Source organism: Proteus vulgaris (assembly GCF_011045815.1).
Lineage (GTDB): Bacteria > Pseudomonadota > Gammaproteobacteria > Enterobacterales > Enterobacteriaceae > Proteus > Proteus vulgaris_B.
In genome coordinates, this window is the sequence record NZ_CP047344.1 from 1,640,081 (window position 1) to 1,655,335 (window position 15,255).

23 protein-coding genes and 4 pseudogenes are annotated in these 15,255 nt (G+C 33.6%); 18 read left to right on the forward strand and 9 right to left on the reverse strand.

What is annotated here, in order from left to right; all coding sequences use genetic code 11:
• Positions 1-80: 80 nt before the first annotated feature.
• The gene (locus GTH24_RS07595) at positions 81-539 is read left to right on the forward strand and encodes an Hsp20 family protein (protein WP_072071127.1); all 459 of its coding nucleotides are present in this window, start codon (positions 81-83) and stop codon (positions 537-539) included.
• Between the two features lie 184 nt (positions 540-723).
• On the opposite strand, the gene GTH24_RS07600 is transcribed toward GTH24_RS07595, so the two are convergent.
• The 3 genes from GTH24_RS07600 to GTH24_RS07610 form a co-directional block, all read right to left on the reverse strand.
• Complete coding sequence (locus GTH24_RS07600) at positions 724-1,557, reverse strand: restriction endonuclease (RefSeq protein ID WP_072071126.1); 834 nt, start codon at positions 1,555-1,557, stop codon at positions 724-726.
• A 131-nt stretch (positions 1,558-1,688) separates the two neighbouring features.
• A complete protein-coding gene (locus tag GTH24_RS07605; protein WP_072071125.1) occupies positions 1,689-2,024 on the reverse strand; it encodes a hypothetical protein in 336 nt (111 codons plus the stop codon).
• Positions 2,025-2,066: 42 nt separating this feature from the next.
• A complete protein-coding gene (locus GTH24_RS07610) occupies positions 2,067-2,714 on the reverse strand; it encodes a hypothetical protein (protein ID WP_164526188.1) in 648 nt (215 codons plus the stop codon).
• A gap of 424 nt (positions 2,715-3,138) precedes the next feature.
• Between GTH24_RS07610 and GTH24_RS22365 the strand changes: the two are divergent.
• The 4 genes and pseudogenes from GTH24_RS22365 to GTH24_RS07630 all read left to right on the forward strand — a co-directional run.
• Positions 3,139-3,263 (forward strand): annotated as a pseudogene (locus GTH24_RS22365) (lysozyme); the annotation flags it as partial.
• Positions 3,226-3,573 carry a hypothetical protein gene (locus tag GTH24_RS07620; protein WP_241254050.1) on the forward strand — a complete coding sequence of 116 codons (348 nt, stop codon included), beginning with the start codon at positions 3,226-3,228 and terminating at the stop codon, positions 3,571-3,573. The pseudogene GTH24_RS22365 and the gene GTH24_RS07620, both read left to right, overlap by 38 nt.
• Before the next feature lie 64 nt (positions 3,574-3,637).
• The gene (locus tag GTH24_RS07625; RefSeq protein WP_072071123.1) at positions 3,638-4,042 is read left to right on the forward strand and encodes a hypothetical protein; all 405 of its coding nucleotides are present in this window, start codon (positions 3,638-3,640) and stop codon (positions 4,040-4,042) included.
• Positions 4,039-4,317, forward strand: a complete 279-nt coding sequence (locus GTH24_RS07630; protein WP_072071122.1) for a phage tail assembly protein T — start codon at positions 4,039-4,041, stop codon at positions 4,315-4,317. The genes GTH24_RS07625 and GTH24_RS07630 overlap by 4 nt, the downstream gene beginning before the upstream one ends.
• Before the next feature lie 24 nt (positions 4,318-4,341).
• Here the strand turns inward: GTH24_RS07630 and GTH24_RS07635 are convergent, their stop codons facing one another.
• Complete coding sequence (locus GTH24_RS07635) at positions 4,342-4,533, reverse strand: YqaE/Pmp3 family membrane protein (RefSeq protein WP_004242485.1); 192 nt, start codon at positions 4,531-4,533, stop codon at positions 4,342-4,344.
• A gap of 267 nt (positions 4,534-4,800) precedes the next feature.
• Between GTH24_RS07635 and GTH24_RS07640 the strand changes: the two genes are divergently transcribed.
• Positions 4,801-5,004: a hypothetical protein gene (locus GTH24_RS07640; protein ID WP_164525798.1), complete on the forward strand. Its 204-nt coding sequence runs from the start codon at positions 4,801-4,803 to the stop codon at positions 5,002-5,004.
• A gap of 38 nt (positions 5,005-5,042) precedes the next feature.
• Here the strand turns inward: GTH24_RS07640 and GTH24_RS07645 are convergent.
• Both GTH24_RS07645 and GTH24_RS07650 read right to left on the reverse strand, forming a co-directional pair.
• Positions 5,043-5,126, reverse strand: a pseudogene (locus GTH24_RS07645) (hypothetical protein); the annotation flags it as partial.
• Between the two features lie 24 nt (positions 5,127-5,150).
• Positions 5,151-5,531 (reverse strand): winged helix-turn-helix transcriptional regulator, encoded by a 381-nt coding sequence (locus tag GTH24_RS07650; protein ID WP_231619310.1) that lies wholly within the window; start codon positions 5,529-5,531, stop codon positions 5,151-5,153.
• An 89-nt stretch (positions 5,532-5,620) separates the two neighbouring features.
• Here GTH24_RS07650 and GTH24_RS07655 point away from each other — a divergent pair, with 89 nt between their 5' ends.
• Positions 5,621-6,469 carry an SDR family oxidoreductase gene (locus tag GTH24_RS07655; protein WP_072071128.1) on the forward strand — a complete coding sequence of 283 codons (849 nt, stop codon included), beginning with the start codon at positions 5,621-5,623 and terminating at the stop codon, positions 6,467-6,469.
• Positions 6,470-6,598: 129 nt separating this feature from the next.
• Here the strand turns inward: GTH24_RS07655 and GTH24_RS07660 are convergent.
• A pseudogene (locus GTH24_RS07660) lies at positions 6,599-6,752 on the reverse strand (IS3 family transposase); the annotation flags it as partial.
• Between the two features lie 190 nt (positions 6,753-6,942).
• On the opposite strand from GTH24_RS07660, the gene cspE reads away from it, so the two are divergent.
• From cspE to GTH24_RS07705, 9 genes and pseudogenes are all read left to right on the forward strand, one after another.
• Entirely contained in the window at positions 6,943-7,155 is a 213-nt protein-coding gene (gene cspE, locus GTH24_RS07665; RefSeq protein WP_004244726.1) for a transcription antiterminator/RNA stability regulator CspE, read from the forward strand.
• 7 nt (positions 7,156-7,162) lie between these two features.
• Positions 7,163-7,303 (forward strand): hypothetical protein, encoded by a 141-nt coding sequence (locus tag GTH24_RS22145; RefSeq protein WP_419894679.1) that lies wholly within the window; start codon positions 7,163-7,165, stop codon positions 7,301-7,303.
• Positions 7,304-7,486: 183 nt separating this feature from the next.
• Entirely contained in the window at positions 7,487-7,945 is a 459-nt protein-coding gene (locus tag GTH24_RS07670; RefSeq protein WP_072070436.1) for an Hsp20 family protein, read from the forward strand.
• Between the two features lie 650 nt (positions 7,946-8,595).
• Complete coding sequence (locus GTH24_RS07680; protein ID WP_072070435.1) at positions 8,596-8,931, forward strand: c-type lysozyme inhibitor; 336 nt, start codon at positions 8,596-8,598, stop codon at positions 8,929-8,931.
• Between the two features lie 62 nt (positions 8,932-8,993).
• A pseudogene (locus tag GTH24_RS22445) lies at positions 8,994-9,248 on the forward strand (lysis system i-spanin subunit Rz); the annotation flags it as partial.
• A gap of 154 nt (positions 9,249-9,402) precedes the next feature.
• Positions 9,403-9,861 carry an anti-virulence regulator CigR family protein gene (locus GTH24_RS07690; RefSeq protein WP_072070434.1) on the forward strand — a complete coding sequence of 153 codons (459 nt, stop codon included), beginning with the start codon at positions 9,403-9,405 and terminating at the stop codon, positions 9,859-9,861.
• Between the two features lie 172 nt (positions 9,862-10,033).
• Positions 10,034-10,189: a hypothetical protein gene (locus tag GTH24_RS07695; protein WP_164526189.1), complete on the forward strand. Its 156-nt coding sequence runs from the start codon at positions 10,034-10,036 to the stop codon at positions 10,187-10,189.
• A gap of 584 nt (positions 10,190-10,773) precedes the next feature.
• The gene (locus tag GTH24_RS07700; RefSeq protein ID WP_072070433.1) at positions 10,774-11,115 is read left to right on the forward strand and encodes an immunity protein Imm33 domain-containing protein; all 342 of its coding nucleotides are present in this window, start codon (positions 10,774-10,776) and stop codon (positions 11,113-11,115) included.
• A gap of 252 nt (positions 11,116-11,367) precedes the next feature.
• Positions 11,368-11,589: a YdcH family protein gene (locus tag GTH24_RS07705; protein WP_072070432.1), complete on the forward strand. Its 222-nt coding sequence runs from the start codon at positions 11,368-11,370 to the stop codon at positions 11,587-11,589.
• Between the two features lie 183 nt (positions 11,590-11,772).
• On the opposite strand, the gene GTH24_RS07710 is transcribed toward GTH24_RS07705, so the two are convergent.
• Entirely contained in the window at positions 11,773-12,024 is a 252-nt protein-coding gene (locus tag GTH24_RS07710) for a putative Se/S carrier-like protein (RefSeq protein ID WP_082151832.1), read from the reverse strand.
• Positions 12,014-13,099 carry a YedE family putative selenium transporter gene (gene yedE / locus GTH24_RS07715; RefSeq protein ID WP_072070430.1) on the reverse strand — a complete coding sequence of 362 codons (1,086 nt, stop codon included), beginning with the start codon at positions 13,097-13,099 and terminating at the stop codon, positions 12,014-12,016. Before yedE ends, GTH24_RS07710 begins: the two co-directional genes overlap by 11 nt.
• Before the next feature lie 977 nt (positions 13,100-14,076).
• Here yedE and GTH24_RS07720 point away from each other — a divergent pair.
• Both GTH24_RS07720 and GTH24_RS07725 read left to right on the forward strand, forming a co-directional pair.
• Positions 14,077-14,358 (forward strand): DUF5339 domain-containing protein, encoded by a 282-nt coding sequence (locus tag GTH24_RS07720; RefSeq protein WP_072070429.1) that lies wholly within the window; start codon positions 14,077-14,079, stop codon positions 14,356-14,358.
• A gap of 189 nt (positions 14,359-14,547) precedes the next feature.
• Positions 14,548-15,078 (forward strand): dihydrofolate reductase family protein, encoded by a 531-nt coding sequence (locus GTH24_RS07725; RefSeq protein ID WP_164526190.1) that lies wholly within the window; start codon positions 14,548-14,550, stop codon positions 15,076-15,078.
• The last annotated feature ends 177 nt before the right edge of the window (positions 15,079-15,255 follow it).

The window sequence follows — 15,255 nt, forward strand, 5'->3', positions numbered from 1 at the left end:
AAATACTTGCTCGTTCATATTTATATTTTGGGTAAATAAGATACCGCCCATAATTCACTAAATACTGAAGGAGGAGTTATATGCCTAACATTAAACCTTTTTCATTATTCCCAACATTATCTGACAACTTACTTTCAAATCGTTTTGATCAGATAGATCGTCTGTTTAGTCAGTTAACAGGGAGTAAGCCCATTGCATCACCTGTACAGACTTATAACCTGAAACAGATTGATGATAAGCATTATGAACTGACAGTGAGTGTGCCTGGATATCAAGAAGATGACTTATCGGTTTCATTAAAAGGAAGTCGTTTATTGATTGAAGGGAAAAAAGAAGAAAAATCAGAAGAAGACAATGATAAATGGATCCACCGAGGCATATCTCAAGGACAATTTACGTTGCAATTTGACCTCGGTAAAAATGTTAAAATAGAAAAAGCCGATTTATCAAGTGGACTTCTGACTATTGCTATTGAGTATGAGTTGCCTGAAGAAGAAAAACGGCAAACAATAGCGATAGAAAATAAAGATAAAAAATAATTGGTTTAGATAACGTGAATAAGATTAAGGCTACACATAATGTGTAGCCTTAATTGTTGTAAGGAATTTTAAATTATAAGGCTAGAGCTAACAAGTTCATAGATAGAACACAACTAGACTAAGTTGTATGGTTTAAGTTAGAGGTGAAAGTTCGATACATGACAAGGTGAGATCTTGTTAAAATTTACTGATAAATACTGTCTTCCAAAGGGGGGCCTTCGATAGTTACTCGGCTGATATTATCGGTTTGTTCAAAAATATCGCCTCCAAATATAGCTTCAAACTCTGATTTAATATCTGCTAAGTACTCTAAAATTTTAATCAATAATCCACGAAATGTGTCGCAATGCCATTGGATATGAGGTGTTATTTGAGAGAGCACCGTAGCTTTAAAGTCATCTAAATTCTTTGGAACATTCAACAAAGTACCTGTGTTTAGTCTTCTTGATATCGACATGTGGTTGAACATCGATAAAATCATTATCGAGGTATTTTCCTGTCGCCTTAATTTATGAAATTTGTCTTTATTTTGAGGTGTAAGATTGCAATAAGCTCGATCTCGCTGATAGTTGAAGTCTTCGATGTATAAAAGTACTTTGTCTGCGGTATCGTCTATGAGTGGGCAAAAGTACCTTTTCCACCATGCTTCAAAATATCTTTGTTGAAACTCTAGATATGTCATGCCAGTGATATTTGTGTTTTTCGTGTATTGCTTTGCTCCATGTTGAAGCCCATGCTTTGAAATAATAAAGCCAATGTTAGCCCCAGTTTCATGCATTATCGTAGTGAATGAATGGACTACAGTCTGTGGGATAGGGCTACTCCAGTTTTTACATTCCACTATGTATCTGATTTTATCCACGCTTCTGACATCTGTTGCAAAAACATCTATGTTTACCGAACCACGAGTAGTTTCTACGTTAACCTCGACTTCTGCATATAGACCAATATTTCGTAATATACGTTGGACACCAGTCTGGAGATCTTGCCAATTCATTGGTAATGGATCATCGATCATTTTTTTTCCTATGCACAGAAGTTAATCTTTTCGTTTGTTAAGTAATAAGATTAGTTAACCAGCTCTTTTTAAAGGATAAGACTACTTTTTAAAATATTTCGATGTAATGAAATATCGTTACAATATTCATTTTAATTTTTAAAGTTATTTTTTGACGCTTTTAAAGCATCTATTACAGATTTGGGATAAGGGTTAGGAACTTTCTGGGTGTAGCAAGTATAATCTCCCCAACCACTTGATTTATTGTCTTGAGCATTCAGCCATTCTTCCATTGATGAACCATCATAAAAGAAGTCCCCCCCCCATACTTCAATACCTTGCTGATAATATTTTGTATTTAAACCACTTTCAGAGGTACACACTGCCCTGAATATTGTTTCAGTAGTTGTAGCATGTACAGGAAATATAAAGGTTATTGCTAAGCCAATAGTAATAAATTCAAGCCAGCTTAAAATCTTTTTCTTCATTAGGTAGAGTATCCTAAAAAATTAGATAAAACGTGGAAATAATTAAAATGGCTGTTGTTTCGAGTGCATCATCCGTTCAGCTTTTTTTAACTTTTTGTTGAAAGCTGATTTTGATTTGATACGTAGAATATGTTTCTTGCTTTTAAGCAAGCTATCTTTAGGTTTCCATCCATGATCAGAATCTATTTTCAATTTACCACGGATATCTTCTGATAATTGATCAACGTGCAATCCTAGATCTGCATAACGTTCACGTCTTAACAAAATATAGCGATCCATAAATTCTGGACCAAAATTTGGATCAGATGTCATTTCTTGAAGTTCTTGTTTGATTTTTAATAATTCAATATCGATGGATTGCAATTTGTAAATGAGTGCTGGTTCAAGGTATTTGTACTCACCCCTTACTGTGCTCATATCGAAGATAGGAGGTTCGACTCGAGGGCTTAAACATTCAGGGGAGTCAGGTTCCTGATAGGTTTCATCAAACCCTCTATCCCATGAAACTTCTGCACATTCACTAACAAATTTATCCAAAATAAATACAAGCTGAACACCAATATAATTGCGTTCTACTGTCATCTTTTTCCGATCAAAAGCTATTTCTTTGAGCAAATTAAATAAAAGTGGAAATCCGATAGCAACAGCACCACCGAGGAATCCGAGCATAGCAGGATTAAGGTTAAACATATAAACAACCATCAAAAATTGAAAGTAGTTTAATTCTAACTTATATCAATAGTAATAAAAGTTGTGTTTTAGTGAATTGCGCCTCGAATAAGATAGAGGAGTCTAGCCACTCCATTTTTGACCTTACCTATATTCGCTTTTGGCATTGAATGGATACATGTAAATTGTAAGTATAAGAGATTACCCAACACAAAATAAAAAAATGCCGATACGCTAGGAGTCATATCGGCATATAAAATAAACGCAAGAAGCAATGTAAGTCATGTCGTACTAATTCGTATCAAATCTGTCAACTTGATGCGTGTGTAATGATAATTATTCTCATTAATATATTCAACCCTAAATTAAATAAGGTTACTTTGTAGCCTTTTCATCTACGCCGACCACAGAATCAACACCCACTTATACCGTTCACACAAGAGCTGTGCTAACAACTGCGGGAGCAACAGCCATCGCGTTAGTTGTCATCGCCCATTTTGAAGGAACCTTATCGTGGTTCTAACGGTTTGTTATGGGCATACAGGTAAAGACATTATTCAAGGTAACCGAACAAATTGATGTCACCACTATTTGCAGTGATGGCAAAGAATATGAATCCGGCGATACGGGATACGGCTCAATTAAATTGACCTTTTTCTTAGGTTATAGCTCCAGTGAGGTGCAGCGACTCTTGCGTAAATATGAAAACAGCAAAGAAAAATTTGCGGTGAAAATGGTCTTAACGCGAGATGAAGGCTCCATGTTTTATTATGGCTCCGTCGAAACAGGCATGAACATTGATGGCAGTGTGGGGCAAATGATGGATTCGGGGATCTCGATTAAATTGTCTGGCTGTGATTATTTGAATGCGAAGAAATAACCCTTAATTCACCGTTCTCATTATTTCTCTTCTCCCTTCTCGATAAAAAATCTTAGGAGTGATTATGTCTAACGCGTTATTGCGTGAATTAGTGTTAAACCAAGCACTGAAAGTGATGTTAGACAACACCTTTTACGTCAAAGAGCTGGATGTTGGCACCATGAATTACATTCAGCGCAAACTTCGTCAAATTAAAATTAAGCTCGCCGAAGCGCAGGAGATTTATTTAGACGAAGACGATCCCGAACAATTTAATGAGGCAATAAATCGTGTCTATGATGAATACGATGTCGCCAGAATGCTGGCTTTTAAGTTGTGTGATGAAAAAGGAGAACTGCTTTTTGATGCTGAAAATGAAGCAGATTTAAAAGGTCTTAATCGTTTAGGACAAGGGTTCTCTAATGCGGTGTTTACGGCTGAAGCGGGGAACAGCGAAAAAAACTTGGAGAACGGCGACAATTCCAATTGATATTGTCGCTGGCACTGGGAAAAACGCTCGCAGAAATCGAGCAAATGCCTGAAAGCCACTTGTGTGAATATGAGGCCTTTTATCGCAAACAACCCTTTGGCTTATGGCGAGAGGATTATCGGATGGCACAAGTGGCGCATCTTCTTGCGATGATAAATCGTGATCCGAAAACGTCTCCACCTGAATTGATGGATTTTATGCCGATGTGGAAGAAGAAAATCACGGAAGAAGAGGTGTGGGATAATGTCACTAAGAGTGTATTAGCTAATCGATAGCCCCACATCAGTGGGGCTTAATCGTTAACCACCGCGAGACATTTTCTCAATTTTTTTATCCGTATTGTATTGAGAAAGGGCATAAACCGACCAGATAGCCGCAGGGATCCATCCGATTAAGGTGATTTGTAGGATAAGGCAGAAGATGCCAGCAAATGGGCGACCAATCGTGAAAAATTGTAACCAAGGTAGTAATAACGCCAGAATAAGTCTCATAAAACCCCCTCTATTATTCGAAATTTCAGTATATCAATAAACCATTTATTGAAACTATCTTCTTTGTTGGTTTACCTGTTATAAGTTTGATTTATTTTTTTACATCCTTGTCCGATAAGTTTTTAATTATTTTATCTATATCGAATCTTTTCATTATATATTATCTCTAAGATTTATATTTTTATTGATCTTTCTTGTTCTAATGATAAAGCGAGTTTAGCTAAATGTTGTCAACGCGCTATTTCTTATCATAGGTATTAATCAATAATGAATTTGAAGTTTTATATCGCGACTATAGCGATAGTTATCATTGCGGGTGATTATATGGTGGCAAATGAGCAATCAAAAAAACTCAATAGATTAAACGATGCTAATAAGGAGCTCGCCAGTCGTTTAGAAGAACTAGTAAATATCAGAGCAGAGTGCTCCTTCTGTACCACCACAAATTCCTCCCCAGCATGGATGATGTAACCCCCACCAGACCGACTGACACCGCTATTTGAAATTATTGGCTGCTTAGTGGTAAGGGCAGGATTGTAACCAGGAGGAACTTCACCGACATGTTGTGCTTCTTTAAATACATCAACAAGTACCAAGAAACACTAGAAAGTAAAACATCACTCTACTTTATCTTCATCATTTATCAGTATATTAGGTAGATTTATTTCTATCCAATCCGCCAGAATGGTGACTTTTTCGCTTACTTGTTCACCTAGCTCAGTTAACGTGTACTCTACATGAGGTGGCAATACAGGGTATGATACTCGATTAATAAAACCATCCTGTTCCAGTAATTGTAAGGATTGAGATAACATTTTCTCGCTCACCCCTCCAATTTTACGTCTTAACTCACTGAAACGATGCGTCCCATCACGTAGAGCAATTAAAATTAAAATCCCCCAAAGGCTTGTTACATGCTTAAGGATCTTACGAGATGGGCACTGCTTGGCAAAGACATTACCATCGCGTAATTGCTGAGAAATTGTTAAATTCGCCATTTTACACTTACCTTTTTGTTCGTACTTACTTAAAGTAAGTTTAGGTGTTATCTTAACGAAACACAAGTGATACATTAAGGAGTTACCTCATGATTGCGGTTACCGGTGCTACAGGTCTTTTGGGCCAACATGTTATTGAAAATCTTTTACAGATAGTTCCTGCCAACCAGATAGTGGCGATTGTCCGAAACTTGGTAAAAGGCGCACCTTTGAGTCAGAAAGGGATTTCTGTGCGTCAGGCAGATTACAATGATGAAGCATCATTAATAAGTGCTTTACAAGGTGTCGATAAATTGCTCCTGATTTCTTCAAGTGAAATAGGTATGCGAGTTACACAACACCGAAATGTAATTAGCGCTGCAAAATTAGCTAACGTGAAGTTTATTGCTTATACGAGTTTGTTACATGCAGACTGTTCTCCACTAAATTTGCATGTTGAGCATGTAGAAACTGAAAAAATGCTAGCTGATTCAGGTATCCATTACACTCTACTGCGCAATGGTTGGTATACAGAAAATTATCTAGCTAGCGTACCAGCTGCACTTGAGCATGGTATTTTTATTGGAGCCGCAGGTGATGGAAAAATTGCATCAGCTACTAGAGCAGACTATGCCGCTGCGGCTGCTCGTGTGATGATTGAAGATGGACATATAGGGAAAGTTTACGAACTCGCTGGTGATGACGCTTGGACATTAGATCAGCTAGCAAAAGAACTGACTAAACAGAGTGGGAAGAATGTTGTATATCAAAATCTAAGTCAGAAAGACTTTGTAGCTGCACTGAAAAGCGCAGGTTTGCCTGATGAGTTATCAATTATGATTGCTGATTCTGATGTTGGGGCTTCCCAGGGAGGGTTGTTCGATGATAGCCATACTATGCGAAAGCTAATAGGACGACCAACAACTACACTTGCTGAAAGTATTAAAGATATTCTGTAAATCGATATTTTTGTACGATTGGGATAGTAATGAAATATCAGGTATTGGTAAACAGTTGCAATTTATTATTAGTATAAAAACTTGGATGTTGAACAACTGAACTAACCCCATTTTATTGGGCAATTTAAATTAGTTAAGTAAAGACTGAGTTCGGTATTGAACTGGACTCAGTCCTTTTAATTTTATTTTGATCTGCACAGTATTGTAATATTTGATATATTCATGAAGTTCTTCTTCTAACTTGCTTTGTATAAAAACATTCTGTTTTTAATATGCAAAAAAATTCTCTATTAATAGCGTCACTGGTTTGGAAGTACAGACCTATTTATGTTAGTAAGTTTAAAGTTGTTCCCGTTTAGCGTTATCCTCGATACCTCTTCATTGTTAATTCCTTCTAATTAATTCCCATAAATAAAAATACAAAACAAACCGCCTATGCCTTATGGCAAATTAAATAAATTAAAGGAAATTCTATGTCTAATACAATGACTGGTACAGTAAAATGGTTCGATGAAGGTAAAGGTTTTGGTTTTATTACTCCAGCTGATGGCAGCAAAGATGTCTTCGTACATTTCTCTGCAATTCAAAGTGATAGCTTTAAAACATTAGCTGAAGGCCAACAAGTTTCATTCACCATGGAAAATGGTATGAAAGGCCCAGCAGCAGGCAACGTGGTGGCTCTCTAAAGGCGCTATTACTATTCGCCTCTATTTTAAATGCCCTTGTTGTCGCGGTTCACAATATAGGACATCACAATTTGATGTCACAGTGAACAATCCACACGGCGCAAAATGTATCTTTTGCAAAAGTGTGATGACAGCTCAAATGAGTTAAGCATTAAATAGTTGAATATACAAAACCTCGCTTCGGCGGGGTTTTTTGCTATCTACAATCTCATGTTGGTTAAAGATAAAAAATTTAGATTTTAGGGCTTGAAAAATACTTGCTCGTTCATATTTATATTTTGGGCAAATAAGATACCGCCCATAATTCACTAAATACTGAAGGAGGAGTTATATGCCTAACATTAAACCTTTTTCATTATTCCCAACATTATCTGACAACTTGCTTTCAAACCGTTTTGATCAGATAGATCGCCTGTTTAGTCAGTTAACAGGCAGTAAGCCAATAGCATCACCTGTACAGACTTATAACCTGAAACAGATTGATGATAACCATTATGAATTGACAGTAAGTGTGCCTGGATATCAAGAAAATGACTTATCGGTTTCATTAAAAGGAAGCCGTTTATTGATTGAAGGGAAAAAAGAAGAAAAATCAGAAGAAGACAATGATAAATGGATCCACCGAGGCATATCTCAAGGGCAATTTACATTGCAGTTTGACCTCGGTAAAAATGTTAAAATAGAAAAAGCCGATTTATCAAGTGGACTTCTGACCATTGCTATTGAGTATGAATTACCTGAAGAAGAAAAACGGCAAACAATAGCGATAGAAAATAAAGATAAAAGCTAATTGAGTTAGATAATGTGAATAAGATTAAGGCTACGCATGGTGTGTAGCCTTAATTGTTTTTGTGAGAGTATTTAAATTATAAGGCTAGAGTTGACTAGTTCGTAGATAGAACATATTAGAGACTACCGTCTGATTTGAACTCACACACAGAAACAGACAGTGAAAAAATACCTTAGTCATTTTAACGGCGAATATCCATACGGTTGATGGCGAAATTTAACAATTAACACAATTAATTTATACGACATCTCCTGCAGGTAAAAAGCAATATCGAATCGCTACACAAAAGATTAATGATGTAGGTGGTCTATGGCTGGACACAAGAGAGTTGTGTTTATTTGTGAGAGAAAGCAAAACAGTTTATTCAAGGGCACTTACAACAAACGAATACATGGATATCTATGTATGGTCTTGTGATTGTTTCTAATGCGCCACTTGAAGAGCATTTGCCAAGAGCTTTATTTACACAAATGAATGAACTAAAAATAAATTAAGGAAAGCTTAAAACAATCTCCTTATTGCTCAATAAACTAATGATGGCTTTTTACAATTGGATAAATCTCATGGAAGCCAATATAGGGTTCGATTAATCATAAAAAATTGGTTAGTGATGTATTAGAAGTGTGTATCAAATAGTATTAGGAGATTATATGAAGCTATTATTAAAAAGTATTGTATTTACTGTTAGCCTTTTATCTGCGAGTTTTGTTATGGCGGATGATGGCGATGAGATAACGAAAGTATCTTATGCATGTGAAAACAATCAAATAATGGAAGTTATTTATATAAATACGGCAAAAGATAGCTATGCAATCATTAATCAAATGGATGAAATGATACCAATGAAGATTATGAAAATGGCTTCTGGAGCAAACTATGAGGCAATGAATAAAAATTACACCTATAAGCTTTATACTAAAGGTGATAATGCCGATTTAGTTGAAGGAAAAGATAAACCAGTATTGAGTGGTTGCAAAGCTGGCTAATTGACACATGTTATTGAAAATTATTTAGCGTTCTTATAGAGGTCACTTCGGTGACCTTTTTTCGTATAAGCCAATTGGATATTCAATATAGGTAGGAGTTAGTTAATGCTAAGAATGAAATTACCTGCTTACATGATATTTATGAGTGTTGTCCTGAGCGGGTGTATATCAAAGCCGAGTATCACAAAATCATAACCACTTCCTCCACCTGCGTGGCTTCTGTAACAACAGCCCGACCTACTGATACCGCTATCAGAAATTATTGGTTACTCCGAGAACGAATTGCAGAGTCAGAGCATGATTACAGGATTATGTGAGGTAGGAGTATTTGAAATAAAAAAGACTTAGTTATGTATTTGTAACTAAGTTAGCACAATGACACCTGTCAGTTATTTTTCTAGGAGTATTACTAATGGTAGTTGTGTAACTCGAAGGATATTCTGTGAAAAATTAATTGCTGAGGCCATAGACATGGGTATTTTTTCTAGAATAAGTAACTTATTGCTGGTGATTATAGGTTTGTCGATGATATCTGTTTCTTCTTATGCTGATCCAGATAATGGGCATGGAAGAGGTCAAAATAAAGGGCATCAAGGAGAGAAGCCAAACAAATGGCATAATAAATTACAAAATAATCACTTTGATAATGAAACCTCTTTCTCAATTTCTTTATCTTATAATGAGGCTAGAGCAATTGCATTGAATGGTGGATTTACTGGATATTCATCGCTACCCCCTGGTATTGCTAAAAATTTAGTAAGAGGAAAGCCATTGCCTCCAGGTATCGCGAAGAAAATGGTTCCTGAAAAAATGCTTAGCCAATTACCTTACTATCCTGGTTACGAATGGCGCATTGTTGGAAATGATTTGGTATTGATCGCATTAAGTACAGCAATAGTCACTTCAATTATTAATAATGTTTTTGATTAAAACACAGTAGGTTAAATATCTTTGGCATCTTGCGGGATATTAATTTATAAAAATAATCTTGAGAGTTTTAACTTCCCATCTTTAAATGATGATTTTGTAAAACCGTGTAAGTCAGACCTTTCTGTTACTGTTTTGTGCCAATATTTTCTCTTTTATAAATTGGGGAATTATTATGTCTACAATGAAAACAGAGGTTATTGTTATTCGTTTAACAAAAAAAGAGCGTGCATTATTGGATTCAATAAAAACAGCACCATTACTTGCAGATTGGATGAAAGAACTAGCGCTTTCTAAATTACAAGAGCAGGAGCTTTTATCTAATAAATAGTTATTGATGCCGGCAAAAAAGGAATTAGGTTGGCAATAATTATTTTACTATTTTGGATGTGATATTTTATCATTTGATCTAATTCTTTTATCTTAAAAATTATATAAATATAAAAGAAATCAGAGCATTATGTAATACTTTACTGGAAACTGATTAAACCGATTGATTTTACAGTTTAACATTTTGAACAAACCTGAAGAGGTTTGAATCTATTGTAATGAGAAATAATATCAACTGATCCTTCATAAAAAAGCCCAATGTGGCGGCATTGGGCTTAGTGACTCAAATAGATGGGTATAAATAACTATTAGAGATCTCTACAAATATAGAGAATTTATATTTTATGAGTTAACAATAAGTGCTTTTTTCGCAACAAAAAATGCATTGATACTGTTTTTTGTCTAGTTTTAAGGTGAATTGGTGTTTTTTTATTCTTTTTTATTTGAATTCATTTATTTTTTGTATCTAGTTGTTTGAATAGACTAATGTTCATTTTTATGGCGTTTGGTGCATTGTGGCGAATTCGTTATAATCCTGTACGGAGAAAGTACTTTAACTGAGCTCATTTTTAGCTTTGGAATATGATGATAAATAAAAATAAGATATTACATGTTATTGAACAACAAAAAAGGGTATGCAAAAAATATGGTGTCTTACCTGAAAATCCGGAAGAGATGGTAGCTATTGCTTTAGATACCTTAAATTTAACACCTATCTATGGCACACGCATAAAAAGATCTAAAGATAGTACGATAAGTTGGTTTTTTTATTGTGGGGAATATTGTGAAAGAGATAATTTTTACCAAGCATTGCACACAGAACATTTAAATATAGTGTTACCGGAGGTAATGAAATATCTTTATCTTCCTGAAGGATATAACTTTATTATTGATAGAGATGGCTATGAAGATGTTTGGTCAGAATAGGAAAAGTTAACAAAGTATTGATCCTTTTTATTTGTTCAAGAACAAGTGGCTTTATAAAACTAGATAACTCAATGTATTACGTATAATAATCATAATTAAAATATTTAATATAAAATTACTTAGTAATTTTTAAATTATAAATATTAATTGATGTTAGTCTTATTTTTAACATAAAGACAATGACAGGTTAATCAGTTTGAGTAAGACTTAAAAGAGTACTTAATTCACAATTAATAAGGAAGGTAGCTATTTATGTTTCCAGAATATCGTGATTTAATTTCAAAGCTTCGCCAAACAGACCCTCATTTTCGCGCTCTTTTTGATCAACATAACGAACTTGACCATAAAATAGTAAGATTGGAACATAAGGATAGAAGAGGGTATGGTGAAGAAGTTGTAGAGTTAAAAAAACAAAAATTAAGACTAAAAGAGGAAATTCATCAGATCCTCAAAAATCCACCAGAAGAAGAATAGTAAATAATTATTTTATAAATAGTTAAAATATTGAAACCATCCTTTGTAAATCTGGGTGGTTTTTTTATATTTGAATAATACTAATAAGTATAATCACTAGGTTTTATTTGAACAATGAAAGGCTACTCATGTAGCCTTTCATTATTGAGGCTCTAAAAAGTATTATTGAAATAATATTTCACTTCAAATTTTATCTTGCCAAAGCACATCAAAGCGTTCTGAATTTATTTTATAAATAACTCTAATGTTATCATTAATATAATGCTTATAAGTTTCATTATTAGAAAAATAAACCGATACGGCTAATTCACACTCAGAAGATAATTTTCTTGGTGCATCAATTATTCTCGAGAGAAAATTATCTTTTTGTAGCTGATGGTGAAGTTTCTTGACCGCATATTGTTCATGAAAGAGGAATAAATAATTATGCGTCATTTTTATTAGTCTCATTGTGGCTTATTTTATTTGCGGCATAAGTATAAATAACACCAACAATAAATGTAACTAATAGGCCAATAATGACAATGAGTTTGCCATTATCTGTAACACCAGTGGGGCTAGAGGCGTAAGAGAAATTATGAGCAAAAGCAGCACCAAGTAACATACCTAATACACTAATTGCAGCATCGGAATTGCCTTGTCCAGCATTGGCGAGTTGGCGCAATGGACAACCCGTGATAAATACACCACAAAGCCCTACAAGCACCATAGAGAGAAAATTCCATAGTCCATCACTATGAGCAATTGGTTGATTTTCAAATCCAAGATTAAACTTTCCTAAGTAGAGATTACCTAAGAGAACAACGAGCGTTAATGCGACCACTCCTAGCGCCATATTATAATTACGTGATAAAAATACATGCTTTGCCATTCCAATGAAACAAAATCGAGTTCGTTGAATAATAAAACCAATAATAAGTCCTGCAATAATAGACATCCATATTGGAGCGTGACTTGCACCAGGACCTTTTACACTGGAATTAAAAATATCACTATTCCATAAGAATAAAGCAAATAAAAATACGCATATCGCAGGTAAAATAAAACCTTCTACAGGAGATTGTCGATAATTTCTTGGTAGGGAAAATCCTTTTTTTACGAATAAGCTTCCGATACCAATTCCAATTATTAATCCAACTAATCCTATTACTGCGTTCAAATCTCCCGCACCAATACGAAGTACCATTCTTAATGGACAACCTAAGAAAACTAAGCAACCGACCATCATTAAAAAGCCCAATGTAAAACGAATAATTGGCGCTGATCCAGCTTTTGATTGAAATTCTTTGAATAGTAAAGCCGCTACAAATGAACCGAGAATGAAACCAAATATTTCGGGGCGAAGATATTGTACTGTTTCAGTATTATGTAATCCCATACTGCCTGCACTGTCACGAATAAAACAAGCAACACAAACACCCATATTAGGGGGATTTCCGCTAATACCAAGAAGTAAAGCGATAGCACCAATAGCAATTCCAGATATGATTAAAACCCATTTTATAGACATTAAATGCCTCCGTTGGCGGGGTAACCCCCTGACTAATAGAACCTATTAAGTACGGGCAACTATATATAAAAATGAAGCATGATCCTTTTATATAGATCACGGAAAAATAAATAAAACCTATAAAAAAATAAAAAAAAATCAAGATGTTAATTTAATTGATAATAAGTTAATAATAAATTAAATAACTTGTTGTGTATAATTATTGTGATAGTTGATTTTTAAGTTAAGATTAAAATAATTAATTTGAGTTTGATTTATTTTTTGTTTTATATGTATTTATAATTAATAATGATATTTCTCATAATTACTCATGAGTTTTAGACATAATAAGAAGATGAGATTTTTGAACTAAAATGTGTTCGACTTCTTCAAAATGTTCACTATTCACTATTCACTATTCACTATTCACTATTCACTATTCACTATTCACTATTCACTATTCACTATTCACTATTCACTATTCACTGATCCGTAATAATACGGTATGAAAGTGTATTATTCATTATTCAAATATCATCAATGAGTTTTTAGCTACAAGCTAGGGTAAGGAATTTAAGTCTATTTATTTATCTTTTACATACTATTTCTAGCTTTTTAATATTGTTTTCAGGAGGAAGTCATCATGAAAATTATTGCAAGTGTACTAGTCTATCTTATCAATGATTTGTAGGTATTATTTTATCGAGCATTATCGTTATACGAACCTTATGATTAAAAAATTAAATTATTAATTTATAAGAACAACCCTTTAATTTAAAAAGAATAATTTAATATGTATAGTTAAGGCTAAAAATTATAAGCTAGTTTTCAATTATCATATTTTGATTTTATTTTTTATTCTAATCATTATTAGATGAAACTTTATTTTTTAATTAAGATAATACTTATCCCTATTTTATTATCTTTTGAGATAATGCTGGCTTAAGAAGAATAATAGAAATTACTTTCTAACTGTTAATAATACTTAAAGGATATTTATGAAAAAGCTTATTTTAGCATTGGGTTTATTATCAATCTCTTCAGTTGCTGTTTCTGCTGATTTATCTAAAGCATGTGAAGACTATTTTAAAGAAACAGACTCTTATGTTGAGTTAATGGCGAAAAATGATGCAACTAAAGCTCAAGCTGAAGCAATGAAAGCACAGTATGCTCAGGCGAAAGAACAATTTGCAGCATTACCTAAAGATGTTCAAGAAAGTACTTGTAAACAAGCATTAGATTCTTTAGAACAAATGAAGAAAATGTCAGCAGGTCAATAAACGATATTGATTTCATCAGCCTTATAAATCTAAGAATTTGTAAGGCTTTTTTATAATTTTTAATAGCTAATTTTTAACAAGTTTTCAAATTAAAATAATTAAACATACCTTAAATTTAATCACTTCACTTTTTATATTCCATTTTAAATCTTATTCAATAAATGTTAACTTGATGTTCCTATTCGAAAAATGAATATTGTCGTTTATATCGCCACAAGTTTAGATGGTTATATTACTGATAAACAAGGTAATATTGATTGGCTTACTGATATTGAAAACCCTGAAAATTCAGATTTTGGTTTTGCAGATTTTCTGAATGAAATTGATGCTGTTGTTATGGGAAGAACGACATTCGAAACTATAATGAGCTTTGATATCGATTGGCCTTATACACAACCTGTTTTTGTGTTAAGCCACACCCTTAAAAGATTACCTACGTCATTACCAGATAATGTTGAGATCATGTCAGGAAATGCATCTGAAATAATACAGCGGCTTAACCAAAATAATTATAAACGAGTGTATATTGATGGTGGTAAAACTGTCCAAGAATTTATTGATGAAGGATTTATTGATGAATTAATAATAACAAAAATACCTATTTTATTAGGTTGTGGGGTTCCATTATTTATCCCAAATAATAATAAGATAGAGTTTGTTCATTATAAAACTGAAATATATAGGGATTCTCTAGTTAAATCTCATTATAAAAGAAAATAAAAATACCCTATAATTAGAATGTAAGGCATTATTATTAATGCCTTTTTTGTGTTAATAATTGCGTCTTATATGTTTATAGTAATCATTTTTAGAGTGAATAGATTGAAATATTTTCTGTTTATTTTACTTATGTTGGTTTTTTTATCATTACTTGAAGTGATTTCTAGTTTTAGCTAT